Source organism: Massilia sp. BKSP1R2A-1 (assembly GCF_050586525.1).
Taxonomy (GTDB): Bacteria; Pseudomonadota; Gammaproteobacteria; order Burkholderiales; family Burkholderiaceae_D; genus Telluria.
Genome location: NZ_JBOBRE010000002.1, coordinates 473,385 through 492,423 on the forward strand (window position 1 = coordinate 473,385; position 19,039 = coordinate 492,423).

16 protein-coding genes and 1 pseudogene are annotated in these 19,039 nt (G+C 65.6%); 9 read left to right on the top strand and 8 right to left on the bottom strand.

Going from position 1 to position 19,039, the window contains the following annotated elements:
- The first annotated feature begins 5 nt into the window (after positions 1–5).
- Positions 6–881 carry a transcriptional regulator GcvA gene (gene gcvA / locus ACQ7JA_RS05450; protein WP_430895342.1) on the top strand — a complete coding sequence of 292 codons (876 nt, stop codon included), beginning with the start codon at positions 6–8 and terminating at the stop codon, positions 879–881.
- A gap of 220 nt (positions 882–1,101) precedes the next feature.
- Here the strand turns inward: gcvA and ACQ7JA_RS05455 are convergent, their stop codons facing one another.
- Positions 1,102–1,434 carry a DMT family transporter gene (locus ACQ7JA_RS05455; RefSeq protein ID WP_430895344.1) on the bottom strand — a complete coding sequence of 111 codons (333 nt, stop codon included), beginning with the start codon at positions 1,432–1,434 and terminating at the stop codon, positions 1,102–1,104.
- Positions 1,435–2,049 (bottom strand): glutathione S-transferase family protein, encoded by a 615-nt coding sequence (locus tag ACQ7JA_RS05460; protein ID WP_430895346.1) that lies wholly within the window; start codon positions 2,047–2,049, stop codon positions 1,435–1,437.
- A gap of 101 nt (positions 2,050–2,150) precedes the next feature.
- Between ACQ7JA_RS05460 and ACQ7JA_RS05465 the strand changes: the two genes are divergently transcribed.
- The 4 genes from ACQ7JA_RS05465 to ACQ7JA_RS05480 all read left to right on the top strand — a co-directional run bounded on the left by ACQ7JA_RS05465 (position 2,151) and on the right by ACQ7JA_RS05480 (position 7,675).
- Positions 2,151–3,026, top strand: coding sequence for a LysR family transcriptional regulator (locus ACQ7JA_RS05465; RefSeq protein WP_430895348.1), 876 nt, complete (start codon positions 2,151–2,153; stop codon positions 3,024–3,026).
- 23 nt (positions 3,027–3,049) lie between these two features.
- Positions 3,050–3,823: a hypothetical protein gene (locus ACQ7JA_RS05470; RefSeq protein ID WP_430895350.1), complete on the top strand. Its 774-nt coding sequence runs from the start codon at positions 3,050–3,052 to the stop codon at positions 3,821–3,823.
- 57 nt (positions 3,824–3,880) lie between these two features.
- Positions 3,881–6,043 carry a metallophosphoesterase gene (locus ACQ7JA_RS05475; protein ID WP_430895352.1) on the top strand — a complete coding sequence of 721 codons (2,163 nt, stop codon included), beginning with the start codon at positions 3,881–3,883 and terminating at the stop codon, positions 6,041–6,043.
- A 78-nt stretch (positions 6,044–6,121) separates the two neighbouring features.
- Entirely contained in the window at positions 6,122–7,675 is a 1,554-nt protein-coding gene (locus ACQ7JA_RS05480) for a chlorophyllase/cutinase-like alpha/beta fold protein (protein WP_430895354.1), read from the top strand.
- Between the two features lie 68 nt (positions 7,676–7,743).
- On the opposite strand, the gene ACQ7JA_RS05485 is transcribed toward ACQ7JA_RS05480, so the two are convergent.
- From ACQ7JA_RS05485 to ACQ7JA_RS05495, 3 genes are all read right to left on the bottom strand, one after another.
- Entirely contained in the window at positions 7,744–8,202 is a 459-nt protein-coding gene (locus ACQ7JA_RS05485) for a DUF494 family protein (protein WP_258827520.1), read from the bottom strand.
- Between the two features lie 237 nt (positions 8,203–8,439).
- Positions 8,440–9,573: a DNA-processing protein DprA gene (gene dprA, locus ACQ7JA_RS05490; RefSeq protein ID WP_430895356.1), complete on the bottom strand. Its 1,134-nt coding sequence runs from the start codon at positions 9,571–9,573 to the stop codon at positions 8,440–8,442.
- Between the two features lie 7 nt (positions 9,574–9,580).
- Positions 9,581–10,690 (bottom strand): LysM peptidoglycan-binding domain-containing protein, encoded by a 1,110-nt coding sequence (locus ACQ7JA_RS05495; RefSeq protein WP_430895358.1) that lies wholly within the window; start codon positions 10,688–10,690, stop codon positions 9,581–9,583.
- A 263-nt stretch (positions 10,691–10,953) separates the two neighbouring features.
- Here ACQ7JA_RS05495 and def point away from each other — a divergent pair, with 263 nt between their 5' ends.
- Complete coding sequence (gene def, locus ACQ7JA_RS05500; protein ID WP_430895360.1) at positions 10,954–11,493, top strand: peptide deformylase; 540 nt, start codon at positions 10,954–10,956, stop codon at positions 11,491–11,493.
- Positions 11,493–12,440: a methionyl-tRNA formyltransferase gene (fmt, locus tag ACQ7JA_RS05505; RefSeq protein WP_430895362.1), complete on the top strand. Its 948-nt coding sequence runs from the start codon at positions 11,493–11,495 to the stop codon at positions 12,438–12,440. The genes def and fmt overlap by 1 nt, the downstream gene beginning before the upstream one ends.
- A 165-nt stretch (positions 12,441–12,605) precedes the next feature.
- Here fmt and ACQ7JA_RS05510 read toward each other — a convergent pair whose 3' ends face one another.
- A complete protein-coding gene (locus tag ACQ7JA_RS05510) occupies positions 12,606–12,833 on the bottom strand; it encodes a BrnA antitoxin family protein (protein WP_430895364.1) in 228 nt (75 codons plus the stop codon).
- A gap of 246 nt (positions 12,834–13,079) precedes the next feature.
- Here ACQ7JA_RS05510 and metH point away from each other — a divergent pair, with 246 nt between their 5' ends.
- Complete coding sequence (metH, locus tag ACQ7JA_RS05515; protein WP_430895366.1) at positions 13,080–16,847, top strand: methionine synthase; 3,768 nt, start codon at positions 13,080–13,082, stop codon at positions 16,845–16,847.
- Between the two features lie 68 nt (positions 16,848–16,915).
- A complete protein-coding gene (locus tag ACQ7JA_RS05520) occupies positions 16,916–17,284 on the top strand; it encodes an SPW repeat protein (protein ID WP_430895368.1) in 369 nt (122 codons plus the stop codon).
- Between the two features lie 97 nt (positions 17,285–17,381).
- Here the strand turns inward: ACQ7JA_RS05520 and ACQ7JA_RS05525 are convergent, their stop codons facing one another.
- A complete protein-coding gene (locus ACQ7JA_RS05525) occupies positions 17,382–18,659 on the bottom strand; it encodes an EAL and HDOD domain-containing protein (protein WP_430895370.1) in 1,278 nt (425 codons plus the stop codon).
- Between the two features lie 115 nt (positions 18,660–18,774).
- Positions 18,775–19,039: pseudogene (locus tag ACQ7JA_RS05530) on the bottom strand (IS1595 family transposase); the annotation flags it as partial.

The following is a 19,039-nucleotide window of genomic DNA, read 5'->3' on the forward strand; positions in this document are numbered from 1 at the left end:
TTCACATGTCGCTGCCACCTCTCCACACCCTGCGCGCTTTCGAAGCCATCGGCCGTCTCGGCAGCTTCACCCTCGCCGCCCGCGAGCTGCACCTGACGCACAGCGCCGTCAGCCACCAGATGCGGGCACTGGAATCGTCGCTGCAGACGACGCTGATCGACCGCTCGCGCCGCGAAGTCGCGCTCACGCCCCAGGGCCGGCAATTCCTCGCCACGGTGCGCCCGCTGCTCCAGCAGTTGTCAAGCGCTGCCGACGCCCTGCGCCAGGCCGGCCGCCGGCGCCTGCGCATCAACGTGCTGCCCTCGTTTGCCGCGCGCTGGCTGCTGCCGCGCCTGGGCGACTTCTTCCTGCGCCATCCCGACATCGAAGTCGAAGTCGCCGCCACCCAGGCCGTCGTCGACCTGCATGCGGCGGGCGCCCACCTGGCGATCCGCACCGGCCGGGGGCAATGGGTGGGCGTGCGCAGCGAGCTGCTGTTCGAGGAGGAGCTCTTCCCGGTGGCCAGCGCCGCTTACCTGCGCGAACACGGCATCGCCACCCTAGTCGACCTGGGGCGCGCCACCCTGCTGCGCGACGACGACAACGACTGGGACGCCTGGTTGCAGGCTGCCGCGCTGGACCCGGCGCCCGCCAGTTTCGGCGCCGTCTACCGCGATTCGGCGCTGGTGCTGCAGGCCGCCGAAAGCGGCCAGGGCGTGGCGCTGGGACGCAGCTGGCTGGCGCGCGATGCGCTGCGCACGGGCCAGCTGCGCCGTGTCGGCGAGCTGGCGATTCCCTCGCCCGCCTCCTACTTCCTGGTCACGCCACGCGACGCCGCGGACAATCCCGAAGTCGGCGAATTCGTCGCGTGGATACGCGGCTGCGCGGCTACATCAGCTTGATCGACACCACGCCGGCCAGCAGCGCCGAATCCCCCAGCAGGCGCGAGCGCGAGACCGCGCCTGTAGGCAGCCCCAAGGACGGGGTCAGGTCTGACATTCGGACACGAACTCGACAATGCGCCAACGCGTTATGGCAGAGCTTGTGTCCGTTTGTCAGACCTGACCCCGACTTATTTGTCAGACCTGACCCCGACTTATTTTTTCATGAGGAATAAGCGGATCAGGGTGGAGACAGGGCTTTCAGGCCCGCGATGCCGGCGAAGACCAGCGCCATGCACAGCAGCCGCGCGGCGGTCGGCGTTTCGGAGAACACGAGCATGCCGGCCAGGCTGACGCCGAGCGCGCCGATGCCGGTCCAGACGGCGTAGGCCAGGCCCAGCGGCAGTGCGCGCACGGCGCTCGCCAGCAGGTAGATGCTGCCCAGGGCGGCCGCCACGGCGAGGATGCTCGGCAGCGGACGGCTGGCCCCTTCGGAAGACTTGAGCGCCAGCGCCATCGCGACTTCGAGCACGCCCGCCGCGCACAGCTGCATCCATGCGAGCGGCGCGTTCACTCAGCGTTCCTCCATCTTGCGCAGGGCCCGCTGCAGCGCCGGGCGCGCGGCGATGCGATCCAGCCAGCCCCGAATATGCGGATAGGGCTGCAGGTCGATGCCGAGTTCCGCGTGGGTTTCCATCCAGGTGTAGCAGGCGATGTCGGCCACGGTATACTCCTGCGTCGCGACGTAGGGCGACTCGGACAGGCGCTTTTCAAACACGGCATGGATGCGCAGCGCTTCGCGCGAGTAGCGCTCCAGCGCCTGCGGGTTCGGCTCCGGGGCCGCGTGCCTGAACCACCACAGCTGCCCCAGCATCGGCCCGAGGGTGGCGGCCTGCAGGAAGAGCCACTGCAGCACCAGCTCGCGCCCCTGCGTATCGGCGGGGATCAGGCGGCCGGTGGCGCAGGCCAGGTGGTAGAGGATGGCGCAGGATTCGAACAGGCTGACGCCCGTGTCTTCGTCGACCAGCACGGGAATCTTGTGGTTGGGGCTGAGGCGCACGAAGTCGGGCTGGTGCTGGTCGCCGGTGCCGAGATCGACGTGGCGCAGGCGGTAGTCGAGGCCGAGTTCTTCGAGGGCGATCGGGATTTTCTTGCCGTTGGGGGTGCCGGCGATATAGGCGGTGTACATGGCAGAAGCTCGCAAAATTGAGGAGCTCCAGCGTAGCCTGTGCAAGAATGGATGAACATTCGACGTTTTCGCAAAACCTTTATCGATTTTTGCACATAGCCATGGATTGGGACGATTACCAATACTTCCTCGCGGTCGCGAGCGGCGGCTCGGTGTCGGCGGCGGCGCGCAGGCTGGGACAGAGCCACTCGACGGTGATCCGGCGCCTCGACAAGCTGGAGGGCGCCCTCGACGTGCGCCTGTTCGAGCGCTTCCAGAGCGGCTATGTCCTCACCCCGACCGGCGAGGAGCTGCTTGCCCTGCTCGGCCCGATCGACGAGGGCATGCAGGACGTGGCGCGCAAGATCGCCGGGCGCGACACGGCGCTGCAGGGCAGCATCCGCGTCACCACGACGGACACGTTGCTGGGCGCGCTCGTGCTGCCGGCGGTCGCCGCCTTCCGCCTTGCCTACCCCGGCGTCCAGATCCAGCTCACGATCGACAACCGCTTCGTCAACCTGTCGCGGCGCGATGCCGACGTCGCCATCCGGCCCTCGAACGCGCCGCCGGACAACCTGGTCGGGCGCAAGCTGGGCAGCCTGCGCACGGCGCCGTATGCCGCGCAAGCCTATCTGGACAGGCGCACGGAAGACGGTAATGCGTGGGACAGCTACGACTGGGTGGCGCCCGACGAAGCGCTCGGCCACCTGCGCCAGGCCGCGTGGCTGCGCCAGCACGTGCCGCCCGAGCGCCAGGTCGCCAGCGTGGATTCGCTGCTCGGCATGGCCGGCGCCGTCGAAGCGGGCATCGGCGCGGGCATGCTGCTTTGCCTGCTGGCCGATGGCCGCCCTGGCCTGGTGCAGCTGGCGCCGCCCGACGCTGCGCTCGATACCGAGCTGTGGATTCTCAGCCATCCCGACCTGCGCCGCGTGAAGCGCATCCGGGCGTTCACCGACTTCATGTACGAACAACTGTCGCAGCACCCCGCGTTGACCTGAACAAGCGAAAGGAACATACGACCATGACCGATCCACGCAAGCGCGATGCGATGCAGTTGCGCGAGGCAGGCCGCCATGAGGAAGCATTGACGCTGCTCGGGCAGCTGTTCGACGAGGCCGACGGCGAGCCCGCGCCGAGCAGGAACAGCTACTTCATGACGATGCTCGAGTGGCAGTTCCTGCTCGAGGTCTATCCGCCGGCGCAGGCGCCCCTGCGCGCGCGGCGCGATGCGCAGGTCGAGCGCCTGCTTGCGGGCGCCGAATACTTCGGCAGCACGGCGGGCGCGGAAGGCGACTTTCGCCGCGCGCCGCGCTTCTTCCTCATCGCGGAAATGAATGAACTGCTCGGCGACGCGCGCTCGACCTACGAGACCTTCAGGCAGCTCGATGCGATGTATCCCGCGCAGGCCCGGCGCTACGCGCACGCCGCCCTGGACGCGATGGTGGAAATGCGAGACTTCGCGCTGGCGGAACGCTATTGTCGCGCCCCTCTCGAGTCGCTCCACGGCGTCAATGCCAATGCGCAGGATATACCGCTGTATCCGCCATCGCGCCAGCCTCCGCGGCTCTCTGCGGATCTGAGCAATCTCGTCAAGGACGTACGCATCGGCATGGCCATTCTGCGCGGCCGCGGCGCGGATGCCGAAGCGAACGAGCTGCGCGAGGCGCTGCTCGCCGGCCTCGAGTCCGCCGAGCTGAGGGACCTCGCCCGGCGCGAACTCGACGCACCGGACACGATCATCCGCGTTATGGTGGAACACCAGATGGCCGAGGAAGACCGCGAGCGGGCCTTGTAATCATCCGGTCATTGAAAAGTGACACCATCCCGGCACTTTTCAATGACCGGAGTCTGCATGTCCCGTATCCTCCTTTCGTGCGCCAGCCTCGCCGCGCTGGCCCTGCTGTCTGCCTGCGGCAGCGACGATCCCGCGCCCGTCCAGACCGCGCCGAGCCAGCCCACGCCGACGACGCCGGCCGCCAATACCAGCGTCGCCTTCATGTCCGACGTCCACTTCCACAATGTGTACGGCGACTTCAAGAGCAGCCAGTTCGCGGGCATCCCCACGAAAGACGGCAAGAACGCGACCATCCGCACGATGTATGCGCAGCTGACCTCGACCCGCCTGTTCAACGAAAACTATTTCGCCTTCCGCGCGGCGCTGGACGACGCCTACGCCAAGGGTATCCGCCACGTCGCCTTCCCGGGCGACTATTCGGACGACGCGCAGCCGATGAACATCGACGGCATCGCCGAGGTGCTGAAGGAGTACCAGGCCAAGGGCATGCGCTTCTTCCTGGCGCCGGGCAACCACGATCCGAACGAACCTTTCGACGACCAGGAAGCCGGCAAGAACGACTTCCTGACCAAGGACGGCAAGGAGCAGAAGGTCTACGGCACCTCGAACGCGGCCTGCGTCGCCAAGGACCCGAGCGTGGTCTGCACCGACCAGCTGATGGAACAAGGCTACGAGAAGCTGATGGCCAAGCTGGGCGACTTCGGCTTCAATCCGAACAAGGCCGACCTGCACTGGGAAACCCCGTTCAGCAAGTACACAGGCAACAAGTACAGCTACGAGGAAGCGGCCGCGCAGTCGGCCGTGAGCAAGCGCGAATTCGAGATCTGCGCCGAAGGTTCGGGCGGCAGCTACAAGGCGGCCGGCGAAGCGAAGCTGGGCAAGCCGTTTACCAAGTGCGCGAAGATGATGGACGCCAGCTACCTGGTGGAGCCGGTGAAGGGCCTGTGGCTGCTGGCGATCGACGCCAACGTCTTCGTGCCGAACGCGAAATTCGACCCGGCCAATCCAACGAAATTCAGCGGCTACGACGGCGCCGGCAACGCGGGCTGGAACAAGGTGCTGACCCACAAGATGCACCTGGTCGACTGGATCAAGTCGGTGACCGCGCGCGCCAAGGCGGAGGGCAAGCAGCTGATGGCCTACTCGCACTATCCGACCATGGACTTCTACGCCAACCAGACCGAGGCCATGAAGGCGGCCTTCAAGCCGGGCGCCTTCCAGACCGCGCGCGTGCCGGACGCCGCCACCGCGGCGGGCGTGGCGGCGACGGGCCTGCGCTGGCACGTGGGCGGCCACATGCACTTCAACGGCACCAACGACTACGCGGACGCCGCCGGCAACTACCTGGTCAACGTGCAGTCGCCTTCGCTCGCGGTCTACGGCGCGGCCTACAAGATCATCAGCTACAAGGACCTCGACACCGTCGACGTCCAGACCGTGGCCCTGAACTCGGTGTCGCGCTTCAACGAGCTCTTCCCCTACTACCAGGTCGAGAACGACTACCTGAAGGGCAGCACCATCGCGTCCGACGTGGCCAAGCGCTGGGACCGCGGCATCCTCGACACCCGCTCCTACGGCGAATTCACGCGCACCTATTTCGGCGAGCTGTCGCGCCTGCGCTTCATGGACGAATACTGGCCGTGCGAGATGAAGGAAGCGGCGATGAACCTGAACGGCAGGCAGATGCTGATCCTGTCGCAGCTGCAGACCAAGGTGACGCTGGCCCAGCTGAAGGACAACGCCGGCGTGGTGCCGCTCACCGCGAACTGCGCCGCAACGGTGGCGGCCACCGGCATGCCGGTCGCGGCCACCCAGCTGAGCGCCGACTGGCTCGACGCCACCGCGCGCGCCGAGAAGCTGGCCGCGGCAGCCGGCCTGACCCTGGATTCGTTCGCGAAGATCACCCCCTACGACTTCTACGGCGACTTCCACCGCACCGTCTACGCGGGCGAACTGGCCCTGCGCGACATGGGCACCGAGCGCGTCAGCCAGTACAAGGTCCTGATGGGCGCCTTCCCGGCAACCACGACCGCGCCGGTGAAAGTCGGCGACAAGCCCTCAAGCCAGAACCCGGTGCACGTCGCCTTCCAGCACCAGTTCAAGCAGGTCTTCGCTATCTTCAAGGGCCTGGGTTCGGCCAAGCCGAGCGACCGCTTCACCATCGACCTGAAGGGCAGGAAGATCGACAACGCCAATGGCGCCGGCCTGAGCTTCAACTGAGCCATGCGTGACAATTCCTGAGAATCCGGTGCGGCGCGGGCGGGTACACTGGTGCCCCTCGCAACTGCCCGGATTCTCATGAAGCAGCTCCTGATCGCCCTCTTCTTCTGCGCCGTCCTGCCGGCGCAGGCTTCCGACGAATTCACCTTCTCGAATCCGCCCGGCCGCCACGGCGTCGGCTTCAAGGTCGTGCAGCAGTACGACTATACGCGCCAGTACAAGACCCGCGTCGACATGCATACCGGCGAGCCCACCTCGGGCGAACGCGCGCGTCCCATGCAGGCCCTCATCTGGTACCCGGCGGCGCGCGGCGGCAAGCCGGTGACCTTCCGCGACTACATCGCGACCACCTTGAGCGAGGACGACTTCACGCTCGGCGCGCCCGAGGCCAAACGCCAGCTCGAGGCGCGCATCGCGGGGCAAGCGGGCAGGCGCGGCGAGGCGCTGCTGCGCGAGTACGCCAAGCCGATGCTAGCCGTGCGCGATGCGACACCGGAGAACGGCCGCTTCCCGGTCGTGATCTACGCACCGGGCTTCTCCGAGAGCGCCATGGAAAACAGCGACCTGTGCGAGCTGCTGGCCAGCCACGGCTACATCGTGCTGGCTACTCCGTCGAGGGGGCCGCATACCCGGACCATGAGCTCCGACCTCGACGGACTCGAGGCCCAGGCCGCCGACATCGCCTGGCTGATCGGCCATGCGCGCACCCTGCCCCAGGCCGATACCGAGCAGACGTCAGTAGTGGGCTTCAGCTGGGGCGGCCTCGCGAACGTGCTGGCTGCGGCGAAGGACGACCGCATCAAGGCCATCGTCAGCCTGGACGGCTCGGTGCGCGGCACGCGCGAATACGTCGACGGCGGCAAGGATGCGGCGAAATACGTGACACCTGGCAGGGTCGCGATCCCGATGCTGTTCGTGGGACGCCGACCACCCACGATCGAGGAGCTGAACCGCGCCGACGTCGACACCCGCTTCTCCTTCCTGAACGAGATGCGCTGGTCCGACCTCTACATCGCGGTCATGCTGCCGATGAAGCACATGGACTTCTCTTCCTACAACGTGCGCGTCGATCGCAAGGGCAACTTCGGCGACTACACACGCGCCGAGATCGCGCTCGCGCACAGCTGGGCCGCGCGCTATGTGCTGCGCTTCCTCGACGCCCATATCAAGAAGGACCCCGCAAGCCTCGCCTTCCTGAACAACACGCCCGCCGCGAACGGCGCGCCGCCGCACATGATCCTCACCGACGTGCGGCGCAATGGCGGCAACACGGCGCCGACCCTGGAGAACTTCGTGGCGCGCTTGCGTAGCGAAGGCTTCGAGCGCGCGATTCCCGTGTACCAGCAGTTCACTGCGCAGAGCGCGAGCTTCACGCTGGGACCGGAAAAAATCTATCGCTGGGGTTCGGAGCTGGCATCGATGGAGCGCCATGCCGAGGCACGCGAGATCTTCCGCCTCGGCACCCACCTGCATCCGAACGAAATCTTCCTGGTCGAATGCCTGGCCGGGATGCAAGCCAAGTCGGGGCAGACTGCGGAGGCCGTGCGCAGCTACCGGCGCGTGCTGGAGAACAGTCCCGGGCATGCGCTTGCAGCGGCCTTCGTGAAGGAGCATGGCGGCGCCCAGCCATGAGATGTGCGTAGCGCAGAAATGCAAACGGGGCCTTGCGGGCCCCGTTGTCGTTTCGTTGTTGCGTGTATTCAGTGCAGCAGGCGCGGTTCCTGGTCGTCGTCGTCGCCGAACAGGTCGTCGAACATGAGCGCGTCGGGCTCCTTGCCCTGGCTCCACAGGACCATCAGCACGATGATCTTGAGCTTGCCCAATGCGACCGGGGATTCGTCGCAGGCCAGCGCGCGTTCGATGACGATCTCGCGCTGCGTGGGGCTGAGCACCTTGGCGCTCTCGAGGAACTGGATGAAGCCGATGGCGGCGCTGCCCAGTTCGATGTATTCCTCGTCCACGTAGTAGCGGATGCTGGTGGAAGCATCGATTGCATCGGAAACTGCCGCTTCGGTCAGCCCGGTCAGCCAGTCCAGCGCCTCGGAAATCTCGATGTCATCGAAACCGACGGCGGACAGCTTGCGTGCCAGGGCCGCCGGCTCGGGGCAGGCGTCAGGACGATAGTACGTCTCGTAGAGGTAGACCAGGATGTCGAACATAGTGACGCTACTGTAGCAGTTAAGCTCGTCGCGGCACAAGTCTGGCACGCGTGCACAAGCCGTGTATGTGGGTTTCCTTGGATTTTCGTTGTATGGCGGCCTTATCCGTTCATTCAGTTTTCTCTATTTCCAATGAAATCAAGGGCATACGTTTCATTAAAACATCTCAGGAAGGAAATCTTTTTTCGCATTGCCCCATGCGGTCCGCATATGCCAGCATGTGCATGCTACGGGCCTTCAGGCCGCGCGCACCACCCGCTGCACGCGGCCACCGGGCAGCCTTTCGAGCACGCCCGCCAGTTCCAGCGCCAGCAGTTCGCCGGCAAGCAGCCCGGCGTCGCCACCGAAGCATTCCAGCAAGGCATCCGGTTCGACCGGGTCGTGTCCCAGTGCCTCGAGCAGGATGCTGTCTTCCACAGGCGTGATGGACGCCGCCTGCCGCACCAGCGGCGAGACGCGCATTGCTTCGAGGACCTCGTCTACCGTCTCGACCAGGCGCGCGCCTTCGCGTATCAATTGATGGCAACCCTTGGCCAGGGTGGAGTGAATCGAGCCGGGCAAGGCAAACACTTCCCTGCCCTGCTCGGCCGCCATCTGCGCGGTGATGAGAGAACCCGATTGCGCGGCCGCTTCGACCACCAGCACGCCGGCCGCCATGCCGCTGATGATGCGATTGCGGCGCGGGAAGTTGTTGGCGACGGGCGGCGTGCCGAGCGCGTATTCGCTGACGATGCAGCCTTCGTCGGCGATGCGGTGCGCGAGCGCGCGGTTACGTGCGGGATAGACGCGGTCGATGCCGGTGCCGACGACGGCGATGGTGGAACCGGGGCCGCACAAGGCGCCTTCGTGCGCTGCGGTATCGATGCCGAGCGCCATGCCGGACACCACGCACAGCCCCGCTTCGGACAGGGCGCGCGCAAAATTTTCCGCATTGGCGCGGCCTTGGGTACTGGCATTGCGGCTGCCGACCACGGCGACCGGAGGCCGCTGCAGCAACTCACGCCGCCCATTTATATAGAGCAGCAGCGGCGGATCGGGAATGTGCCGCAGCACTTCTGGGTAATCGCTGTCGTGCAGCGTGAGGATGTGGTGGCCGGGCCTGGCGAGCCAGTCGAGCGTTTGGTCGAGCAGACGCGCGGTCTCGGCAGGAAGCGGCGCCGACAAGGCCGCAGCGACACTGGCCGGCACATGGGCCGCAAGGGCGGCGTGGCCGGCGCGCAGGATGGCGGCCGGCGAGCCGAAGGCATCGAGCAAGACCCGTGCGGTCCGGCACCCCACGCCCGGCGCCTCGGCGAGGCGGATCCAGTCGGCGATGGCGGCAGGGTTGCTGCACTGAGGGCTGGCTGGCGGTGTGGGGTCCGTGTCCTGCACGGCGGCTTTACTCCGTTGTGGTGGCCTCCGGCGAACGGGCCACGTCGCCGACTTCGACCGGCGCCGTGACCTGCATGATCAGGCCGTAGGAGACCTTGTCAAACACGCGGAAAATGAACAGGCTGCCATATTGTTCGTCCGGCAGCTTGATCCGCTCCTTGTTGCGGAAGATGCCCCGGCGCGCCGGGTCCGCAACCTTCTTCCCGAGATGATAGAGCTCCAGCACGGAGCCGACATCGAGTCCGTCAAGCGAACCCCGGTTGACGGTCACGACCTGGCTCTGTCCGGCGTGCGTGACGCCCGAGTGGATCGACATCACGCGCGCGTCGACCGGCTGCAGCGGCGCATGCGGCACGTAGTTGCGCACCGGCGGCGGCGGCAGCGGCACCAGCCGGTCGCCGACGCCGATTTCCTGTTTCGTCTCGGTGACGCGGAAGGCGTGCGCGTCGACGCCCGGCTTGGCTTCGATGTCCAGGGTCACGCTGCCGAGGTAGCTTGCTTCGTTCGCCAGCACCTTGCGGGTGACGGGATCGCGCAGGGCGCCGCCCGGGCGGAACACCTGGAAATTACGCACGCCGTTCAACTGGCCCACCACGTAGACGCGGTCGCCGGTGCCGAGGTAGACGCGGCCTTCCTGCGCGGCCACGATGCGCGGCGCACGCGCCAGCACGTCGGGCTCGACCACCAGCGGCTGGGTCAGGTAGGGTTCGATCTGGCCGGCCGGAATCGCCTGGATGGCGTCGCGGTCGAGCGACTCGGTACGCAGCTGGGGCGACAGCTTCGTCAGCGGCAGGTTCGAACCGTCGCTGCTGTCGGTGCCCGGACGGTTCAGCGACAGGCGGCCGCGTGCACGGTCGAAATAGATGATCTGGCCGGGATAGATCCAGTGGGGGTTGCGGATCTCGTCGCGGTTCATGCCCCAGACCTGGGGCCAGCACCAGGGGTTCTGCAAGAAGGTGCCGGAAATATCCCAGAGGGTATCGCCCTTGACCACGACATGCTGGTCGGGTGCATTCGGGCGGAATGCGCACGTTGCGGCCTGAGCCGGGCTGGCCACGGCGGCCGCGAGGAGCGCCACGGCAGCAGCACGGCTCACGACTGTGCTAAAATTTTTCATTGAGACGTCCGTTATTGCGTCGTTTTGCGTTTTGGAGCCGGTTCTGCTGGCCAACTCGCTGACAGTGCGTCATCGCGCCCCGTTTCGGGAGTACGAAGAATCGCTTCCTGATCGACAAAGGTTGCCGTACTGAATCAAATTCTGCACACAAATCCCCGAAACAGCAAGACAAACCGCGTCCCGGCAGGGCCGGCGAGTGTTGCATTTCCGTTCGTGCATGAAACTCTTATTGAACTGCTATCTACTCCTGAATCCGTCCTGATATGGCCTTACTGAAGATCCTCCGCTACCCCGATCCGCGCCTGCACAAGGTCGCCAAGCCGGTCACCGAATTCGGCACCGAGCGCCTGCGCACGCTGGTCGCGGACATGGCCGAAACGATGTACGACGCACCCGGCGTGGGCCTGGCCGCGACCCAGGTCGACGTGCACGAGCGCGTCATCACGATCGACGTTTCGGAGACCAGCGACAATCTGCTCGTCCTGGTCAATCCGGAAATCACCTGGGCCAGCGACGAGAAGCAGGTCTACGACGAAGGCTGCCTGTCGGTGCCCGGCATCTACGACGGCGTCGAGCGTCCGGCCCGCATCAAGGTCAGGGCCCATGACGTCGAAGGCAAGGAATTCGAATTCGACGCCGACGGCCTGCTGGCCGTGTGCGTCCAGCACGAGATGGACCACCTGATGGGTAAGGTCTTCGTCGAATACCTGTCGCCGCTCAAGCGCAACCGCATCAAGGCCAAGCTGCAGAAGGAAGAGCGCGGCATGGAACGCGACGCCGCCGCGCGCAGCGCCCGCCGTTGATGAAGGTCGTTTTCGCGGGCACGCCCGAGTTCGCGGCAGTGGCGCTGCGCGCCCTGCACGAAGCCGGCTTCGAGATTCCCCTGGTGCTGACCCAGCCGGACCGCCCGGCCGGGCGCGGCATGCAGCTGCAGGCATCAAGCGTGAAACAGTATGCGCTGGCGCACGGCATGGAAGTCGCCCAGCCCCTGTCGCTGCGCATGGATGCCAAGGACCCGCAGCGCGCCGAGGAAGCGCGCGCCGCGCATGAGCGCCTGATGGCGCTGGACTACGACGTCATGGTGGTGGCGGCCTACGGCCTGATCCTGCCGCGCAGCACCCTCGACATCAAGCCCTGCATCAACATTCACGGTTCCCTGCTGCCGCGCTGGCGCGGCGCCGCGCCGATCCACCGCGCGATCGAAACGGGCGACCGCGAGACCGGCGTGACCATCATGGGCATGGAAGAAGGCCTGGACACCGGCCCGATGATGCTGACCGAACGCGTGGCGATCGCCGACACCGACACCACCGGCAGCCTGCACGACAAGCTGGCCGCGCTCGGCGGCCGCATGATCGTCGAGGCGCTGCGCAAGATGGAAGCCGGCCAGCTGGCGTCGGTGCCGCAGCCGGAAGAAGGCGTGACCTATGCGGCCAAGATCGCCAAGGAAGAAGCGAAGCTCGATTTCAGCCTGCCGGCCGAGGTGCTGTGGCGCCGGGTGCGGGCCTTCAATCCCTTCCCGGGCGCGCAGGGCCAGGTCGATGGCGTGACCGTCAAGCTGTGGAATGCGGAACTGGCGCCGGGCCAGGGCGAGCCGGGCCAGGTGCTGGCGGCCGATGCGCAAGGCATCGTGGTTGCCTGCGGCGAAGGCGCACTGCGCCTGCTGGAGCTGCAAAAGCCGGGTGGCAAGCGCTTGCCGGCGCAGGAGTTCCTGAAAAGCTTCCCCTTGGCAGGAAAGAGCTTTTCGTAGGGGTGATCTGGTCCAGTGGACCAGATCACGCTACGCCGACCGCGCGTTCAAACAGTCGTTGAACAGCGGCGCGGGCAGCATTGCCGTGATTTGAAGGCGCGGACGGCGAAGCCGTCCACCCAACCAAACCCACAAAAGAAAATCGGGGCAACGCCCCGATATAACTTACTCCGCCTTTGCGGCGCGCTGCGCTTCCATGTACTCGCGCAGCACCTGGTTGATACGGGTCTGGTAACCCGGACCAGCCGACTTGAACCATTCCAGCATGTCCACGTCCAGGCGGATCGTCACGATCTGCTTCACGCCGTTGATCGTTTGCGGCTTCACGGCGGCAGCCGGTTCTTCGATGCGGTTCACCGGTTGATCCCAATCCGGTACATATTCTTTGTTCATGCAATCATCCCGTTAAAAGCTTCGCCAGCGGTGTGGCGATGGAGTAATTGTCGTCCGTGTATGTAACGTAAAGATTGCGATTCGACCGGGTTTTGTAACGTCGTGTAACAGTTTGCGATTTCAATACACAAAGATACAAACACAAAACCGCATTTCCATGGTGCCAGAAGCAAGGCAGCGTCATGACGTATAATTTCAGACCGCCCAACCATAACGGCCTGTCAAGCCGGTATCGAGAAGACCACCATGAACGCCCGCCATCCGAACATTTCCCCGACCGACAAGCAACTGCGCGACATCCTGAAGCGCCGCATCATGATCCTGGATGGCGCGATGGGCACCATCATCCAGCAGTACAAACTCGACGAAGCGGCCTACCGCGGCGAGCGTTTCGCGAACTTCGCCCCGCCGGAAGGCGCGGCCCAGCGCGAACTCTTCGTGAAGGGTAACAACGAGCTCCTCACCCTCACCCAGCCGCACATCATCCAGGAAATCCACGAACGCTACCTGGCCGCCGGCGCCGACCTGATCGAAACGAATACCTTCGGCGCCACCAGCGTCGCGCAGGACGATTACCACATGGCGCATCTCGCCTACGAGATGAACGTGCAAGCCGCGAAACTCGCGCGCGCCGCCTGCGACAAATACAGTACGCCGGACAAGCCGCGCTTCGTCGCCGGCGCCCTCGGCCCGACCCCGAAGACCGCGTCGATCTCCCCGGACGTGAACGACCCGGCCGCGCGCAACATCAGATTCGACCAGCTGGTCGCCGGCTACCACGAGCAGGTGCGCGGCCTGGTCGACGGCGGTTCCGACGTGCTGCTGGTCGAGACCATCTTCGACACCCTGAACTGCAAGGCCGCGCTGTTCGCGATCGACCTCTACTTCGAAGAGCACCCGGAGACCCCGCGCCTGCCGATCATGATCTCGGGCACCGTTACCGACGCCTCGGGCCGCATCCTCTCGGGCCAGACCGTGGCCGCCTTCTGGAACTCGGTGCGCCACGCCAAGCCGCTGACCATCGGCCTGAATTGCGCGCTCGGCGCCGCGCTGATGCGCCCCTATGCGGAAGAACTCTCGCAGATCGCCGACACCTTTGTCTGCATCTACCCGAACGCCGGCCTGCCCAACCCGATGAGCGATACCGGCTTCGACGAGCTGCCGGCCGACACCTCGGCCCTGCTGGCCGAATTCGCCGACGCCGGTTTCGTGAACATCGCCGGCGGCTGCTGCGGCACCACGCCCGACCACATCGCGGCCATCAGCAAGATGCTGGAAAGCCGCACGCCGCGGAGAATCCCCGAAGTCCCGGTCGCGATGCGCCTGTCGGGCCTCGAGCCCTTCACCGTCGACGACAATTCGCTGTTCGTCAATGTCGGCGAGCGCACCAACGTCACGGGTTCGAAAGCGTTTGCCCGCATGATCCTGAACGAGCAGTTCGACGAGGCGCTGTCGGTGGCGCGCCAGCAGGTCGAGAACGGCGCCCAGGTCATCGACATCAATATGGACGAGGCGATGCTCGATTCGCAGGCCGCGATGACGCGCTTCCTGAACCTGATCGCCTCCGAACCGGACATCTCGCGCGTGCCGATCATGATCGACTCGTCCAAATGGACGGTGATCGAGGCCGGCCTGAAGTGCGTGCAGGGCAAGGCCATCGTCAACTCGATCTCGCTGAAGGAAGGCGAAGAGGAATTCATCCGCCAGGCCAGGCTGTGCCGCCGCTACGGCGCCGCCGTCATCGTGATGGCCTTCGACGAGCAGGGGCAGGCCGACACCTTCGCGCGCAAGACCGAGATCTGCGGCCGCGCCTACAAGGTGCTGACCGAGCAGGTGGGCTTCCCGCCCGAAGACATCATCTTCGACCCGAACATCTTCGCCATCGCCACCGGCATCGACGAGCACAACAACTACGCGAACGACTTCATCGAAGCCACCGCCTGGATCCGCAAGAACCTGCCGCACGCGAAGGTCTCGGGTGGCGTCTCGAACGTCTCCTTCAGCTTCCGCGGCAACGACCCGGCGCGCGAGGCGATCCACACGGTCTTCCTCTACCACGCGATCAAGGCCGGCATGACCATGGGTATCGTCAACGCCGGCATGGTCGGCGTCTACGACGACCTGCCCGCCGAGCTGCGCGAGCGCGTCGAAGACGTGGTGCTGAACCGCCGCGAGGACGCCACCGAGCGCATGATCGAATTCGCAGGGACGCTCAAGGCCGGCGGCGGCAAGCAGGAGCAGAACCTCGAATGGCGCAACGCGCCGGTCGAGAAGCGCCTGGCCCACGCCCTGGTGCACGGCATCACGCAGTGGATCGTCGAGGACACCGAAGAGATGCGCCAGCAGGTGCTGGCCGCCAACGGCCGTCCGATCCACGTGATCGAAGGCCCGCTGATGGACGGCATGAACATCGTCGGCGACCTGTTCGGACAGGGCAAGATGTTCCTGCCCCAGGTGGTCAAGTCGGCGCGCGTGATGAAGCAGGCCGTGGCCCACCTGGTGCCCTTCATCGAAGAAGAAAAGGCGGAAGAAGAACGCCGCACGGGCATCGTCGCGAAACCGAAAGGCAAGATGGTCATCGCCACGGTGAAGGGCGACGTGCACGACATCGGCAAGAACATCGTCTCGGTGGTCCTGCAGTGTAATAACTTCGAGATCGTGAACATGGGCGTGATGGTGCCCTGCTCCGACATCCTCGCCAAGGCGAAGGAAGAGAATGCCGACATCGTCGGCCTGTCGGGCCTGATCACGCCCTCGCTGGAAGAGATGGCCCACGTGGCGCGCGAGATGCAGCGCGATCCTTACTTCCGCGAGAAGAAGATTCCGCTGCTGATCGGCGGCGCCACCACCAGCCGCGCGCACACGGCCGTCAAGATCGCGCCGCACTACGAGGGCCCGGTGGTCTACGTGCCGGACGCCTCGCGCTCGGTGTCGGTGGGCCAGTCGCTGCTGACCGACGAGACCCGCGACGCCTACATCATCGAACTGGCCCAGGACTACGAACGCATCCGCATCCAGCACGCCGGCAAGAAGGCCCTGCCGATGCTCACCCTCGAGCAGGCGCGCGCCAACAAGGCCAAGCTGGCGTATGCGCCGGTGAAGCCGAAGTTCATCGGCCGCCGCGTCTTCAAGAACGTCGACCTGGCGACCCTGGCGCGCTACATCGACTGGGGCCCCTTCTTCCAGACCTGGGACCTGGCCGGCCCCTACCCCGCCATCCTCAAGGACGAGGTCGTGGGTGAAGCCGCGTCGAAGGTCTTCGAGGAAGGCCAGGCCATGCTGAAGAAGATCATCGAAGGCCGCTGGCTCACCGCCAATGGCGCGATCGCCCTGCTGCCGGCGAACAGCGTCAACGAGGACGACGTCGAGATCTATACGGACGAATCGCGCAAGGACGTCGCCTTCACCTGGTACGGCCTGCGCCAGCAGGGCGTCAAGCCGGTGGTCGACGGCGAACAGCGTCCCAACCAGTGCCTGGCCGATTTCGTGGCGCCGAAGGAATCCGGCGTGCTTGACTACATCGGCATGTTCGCCGTCACCGCGGGCCTGGGCATCGAGAAGCACGAGCAGCGCTTCGAGGCGGCGCACGACGACTACTCCTCGATCATGCTCAAGGCCCTGGCCGACCGCCTGGCCGAAGCCTTCGCCGAGTACCTGCACGAGCGTGTGCGTACCGACCTGTGGGGCTACGCAAGCAACGAGGATCTGTCGAACGAGGCGCTGATCGCCGAGCAGTACGTGGGCATCCGTCCGGCGCCGGGCTACCCGGCCTGCCCCGAGCACACGGTCAAGGCCGAGCTGTTCCGTACCCTGCAGGCCGAGGAGATCGGCATGCAGCTGACCGAGTCCTATGCCATGTTCCCGGGCGCGGCGGTGTCGGGCTTCTACTTCGCCCATCCGGAATCGAAGTACTTCGTGGTCGGCAAAATCGGCGAAGACCAGCTCGCGGACATGGCCGAGCGCCGCGGCATGGACAAGTCCGAACTCGAACGCCACCTGGCGCCGAACCTCTAAACCAGGGCTCGAACTTTTCGCATTGCCGCACTGCCTAAATCAGTGCAATTGTTCTAGCGGAGGACATCATGGCAATGCACCTGTCGAGCAGGCGCTGGCAGGACCAGCTCATGGTCCTGATCGGCGTCTGGCTCATCATCTCTCCGATGGCGTTCGCGTATCCGGCCGATTCGAGCCCGGCCATGAATGCCTTCATCGCCGGCGCCATCATCGCGCTGCTGGCGGCCTTCGATCTCTACAAGACCTATGTCTGGGCCGTGCTCTGCAACATCCTCGTCGGGGTGTGGGTGGCGGTATCGCCCTGGCTGGTCGAGACCACGCGCGACCCGGCCATGAGCTGGAGCCTCGTCGTGGCGGGCGTGGCGACGGTGGTGCTCGGATTGTGGGAGCTGCGCAGCGATCCCGAGCTGCACAGCAAGTGGACCGCTTCAACGTAGGGTGGGCGGGCAGATCTTGCCAGGTTTGAACGCGTGGGCGGGACACCCGCCCACCCTACGATGCGCGGCACATCCAGCGTTACCGCACGAACGACGCCTAGATCGCGTAGCGAACGACCTTGTCGCTCCACTCGAAGGCCGACACTTCGAGCTCGGCGAGGTCATCGCCATTCATCGACAGTTCGTTCAGCGCCGGCATCACCTCGTCCTGCGCGTCTTCCATGCGCTCGATCGATTCGGCCAGGCGCAGCAGCTCGCCGAAGAAGCCGCGGCGCACCAGCAGCGCGTGGCGCACCTCGTCGATCACGGGAATCTGTTCCACGATGTCCTGCATCGGGATGCAGAACAGCGTGTCCATCAGCGACATCATGCCGACCGTGAAGGCCACGTCGGCGACGTGGCGCTGGCCGGGGCGCAGGCGCTGGGCCAGCAGCTCCATCAGGCGCGCACGGGTGGTGGCCAGCATCAGCAAGGGGCTCAGGTTGTGGCCGCGCACGCCCGGCTCGGCATACAGCATGATCTGCAGCCAGCGCTGCAGCTGGCGGCGGCCCAGCAGCACCAGGGCCTGGCTCACCGATTCGATGCGGCGCCCTGCCCCCGCGGCCGGGGTGTTCACTAGCCGCAGCAGGTTCAGGCCGAGCGTGACGTCCTTCTTGACCGCGCGCTCGATCTCGGCATTGTCGGCGTCCGAGGTCACCAGGTTCATCAGGTCCAGCACCGCCGCCTGCGAAGGCGAGAGCTTGCGGCCCGCGATGACGGTCGGCTTGGCGAAATAGTAGCCCTGGAAGTAGTCGAAGCCGATGTCCAGGCAGGTGCGGTATTCGGTATGGGTCTCGACCTTTTCGGCCACCAGGCGTTTGCCGGTGCCGCGCAGGCGCGGCGCCAGCGACAGCAGGGTCACGACCGGCAGCTCGCGCAGATCCATCTTGACGAAGTCGATCACCGGCAGCAGGCGCGCCAGCGCATTGCCGTGGGCCGAGGCTTCGGCGGCGAAGCGGAAGCCGTGGCGCGACAGCTCGGTCATGCGCCCGATCACGGCGTCGCTCGGCTCGACCGAGCGGACGATCTCGAGCACCGTCCGTTCGCGCGGCAGGAAGGCGAACATATCGCTCTTCAAGACCTCTTCGTCGACGTTCAGGAAGGCGGTGGCGTCGCCGATGGCGCGCGCCAGGCCCAGCTGGGAGGCATGGTGGATCACGCCGGCGCTGGCAGACAGGCCGGATTCGATCTCGGCCGGCCCCTGGGCGCTGCCGCGGAACAGCAGCTCGTAGCCGTACAGCGCCTGATTACGGTCGAGCACCGGCTGGCGCCCAAGGTAGAAGTTACGCAGGGTCAAAGGCTGGGAAGCCTGGTCGTGGCTGGCGGAATCGGTCATGTCGTCAGGTTTGTCTCGCGAACCCGCCTACTTTACCGCATCTGCCCGGAATAATGGCTTTCCAGGCATTAATTTATCAACCAAACGATAACAAAAGAATAGGCGCTGTCACCGTTCAGTGTGGGCTCGCCGTGCTGAAACCACCAAGCGCCACACATAACAGCCGCTCAGCTGTCTTGATGCGCCGCCCATCAAGCGCCCACTGCCAGCCAAGATAGTTCGGCAGATATCGTGACGCCACGCCATTAAACCGCGCCAGCCACTGACGGAAACGGCGGTGATAGGCGTTCACGTTCTGCACGTGTATGGCGCCACGCACTCTTTCTCCGCTGCTGACGTTCACCGCTTCGTGCGATATGCCGGCTTCCAGGGCAAATGTC

Bases quoted from the DNA above. Each gene is read 5' to 3' on its own strand.
- metH (WP_430895366.1), top strand. From the start codon at position 13,080: ATGAACGCCCGCCATCCGAACATTTCCCCGACCGACAAGCAACTGCGC.
- ACQ7JA_RS05520 (WP_430895368.1), top strand. From the start codon at position 16,916: ATGGCAATGCACCTGTCGAGCAGGCGCTGGCAGGACCAGCTCATGGTC.
- ACQ7JA_RS05470 (WP_430895350.1), top strand. From the start codon at position 3,050: ATGACCGATCCACGCAAGCGCGATGCGATGCAGTTGCGCGAGGCAGGC.
- def (WP_430895360.1), top strand. From the start codon at position 10,954: ATGGCCTTACTGAAGATCCTCCGCTACCCCGATCCGCGCCTGCACAAG.
- fmt (WP_430895362.1), top strand. From the start codon at position 11,493: ATGAAGGTCGTTTTCGCGGGCACGCCCGAGTTCGCGGCAGTGGCGCTG.
- ACQ7JA_RS05510 (WP_430895364.1), bottom strand. From the start codon at position 12,833: ATGAACAAAGAATATGTACCGGATTGGGATCAACCGGTGAACCGCATC.
- ACQ7JA_RS05475 (WP_430895352.1), top strand. From the start codon at position 3,881: ATGTCCCGTATCCTCCTTTCGTGCGCCAGCCTCGCCGCGCTGGCCCTG.
- gcvA (WP_430895342.1), top strand. From the start codon at position 6: ATGTCGCTGCCACCTCTCCACACCCTGCGCGCTTTCGAAGCCATCGGC.
- ACQ7JA_RS05465 (WP_430895348.1), top strand. From the start codon at position 2,151: ATGGATTGGGACGATTACCAATACTTCCTCGCGGTCGCGAGCGGCGGC.
- ACQ7JA_RS05460 (WP_430895346.1), bottom strand. From the start codon at position 2,049: ATGTACACCGCCTATATCGCCGGCACCCCCAACGGCAAGAAAATCCCG.
- ACQ7JA_RS05485 (WP_258827520.1), bottom strand. From the start codon at position 8,202: ATGTTCGACATCCTGGTCTACCTCTACGAGACGTACTATCGTCCTGAC.
- ACQ7JA_RS05525 (WP_430895370.1), bottom strand. From the start codon at position 18,659: ATGACCGATTCCGCCAGCCACGACCAGGCTTCCCAGCCTTTGACCCTG.
- ACQ7JA_RS05480 (WP_430895354.1), top strand. From the start codon at position 6,122: ATGAAGCAGCTCCTGATCGCCCTCTTCTTCTGCGCCGTCCTGCCGGCG.
- ACQ7JA_RS05495 (WP_430895358.1), bottom strand. From the start codon at position 10,690: ATGAAAAATTTTAGCACAGTCGTGAGCCGTGCTGCTGCCGTGGCGCTC.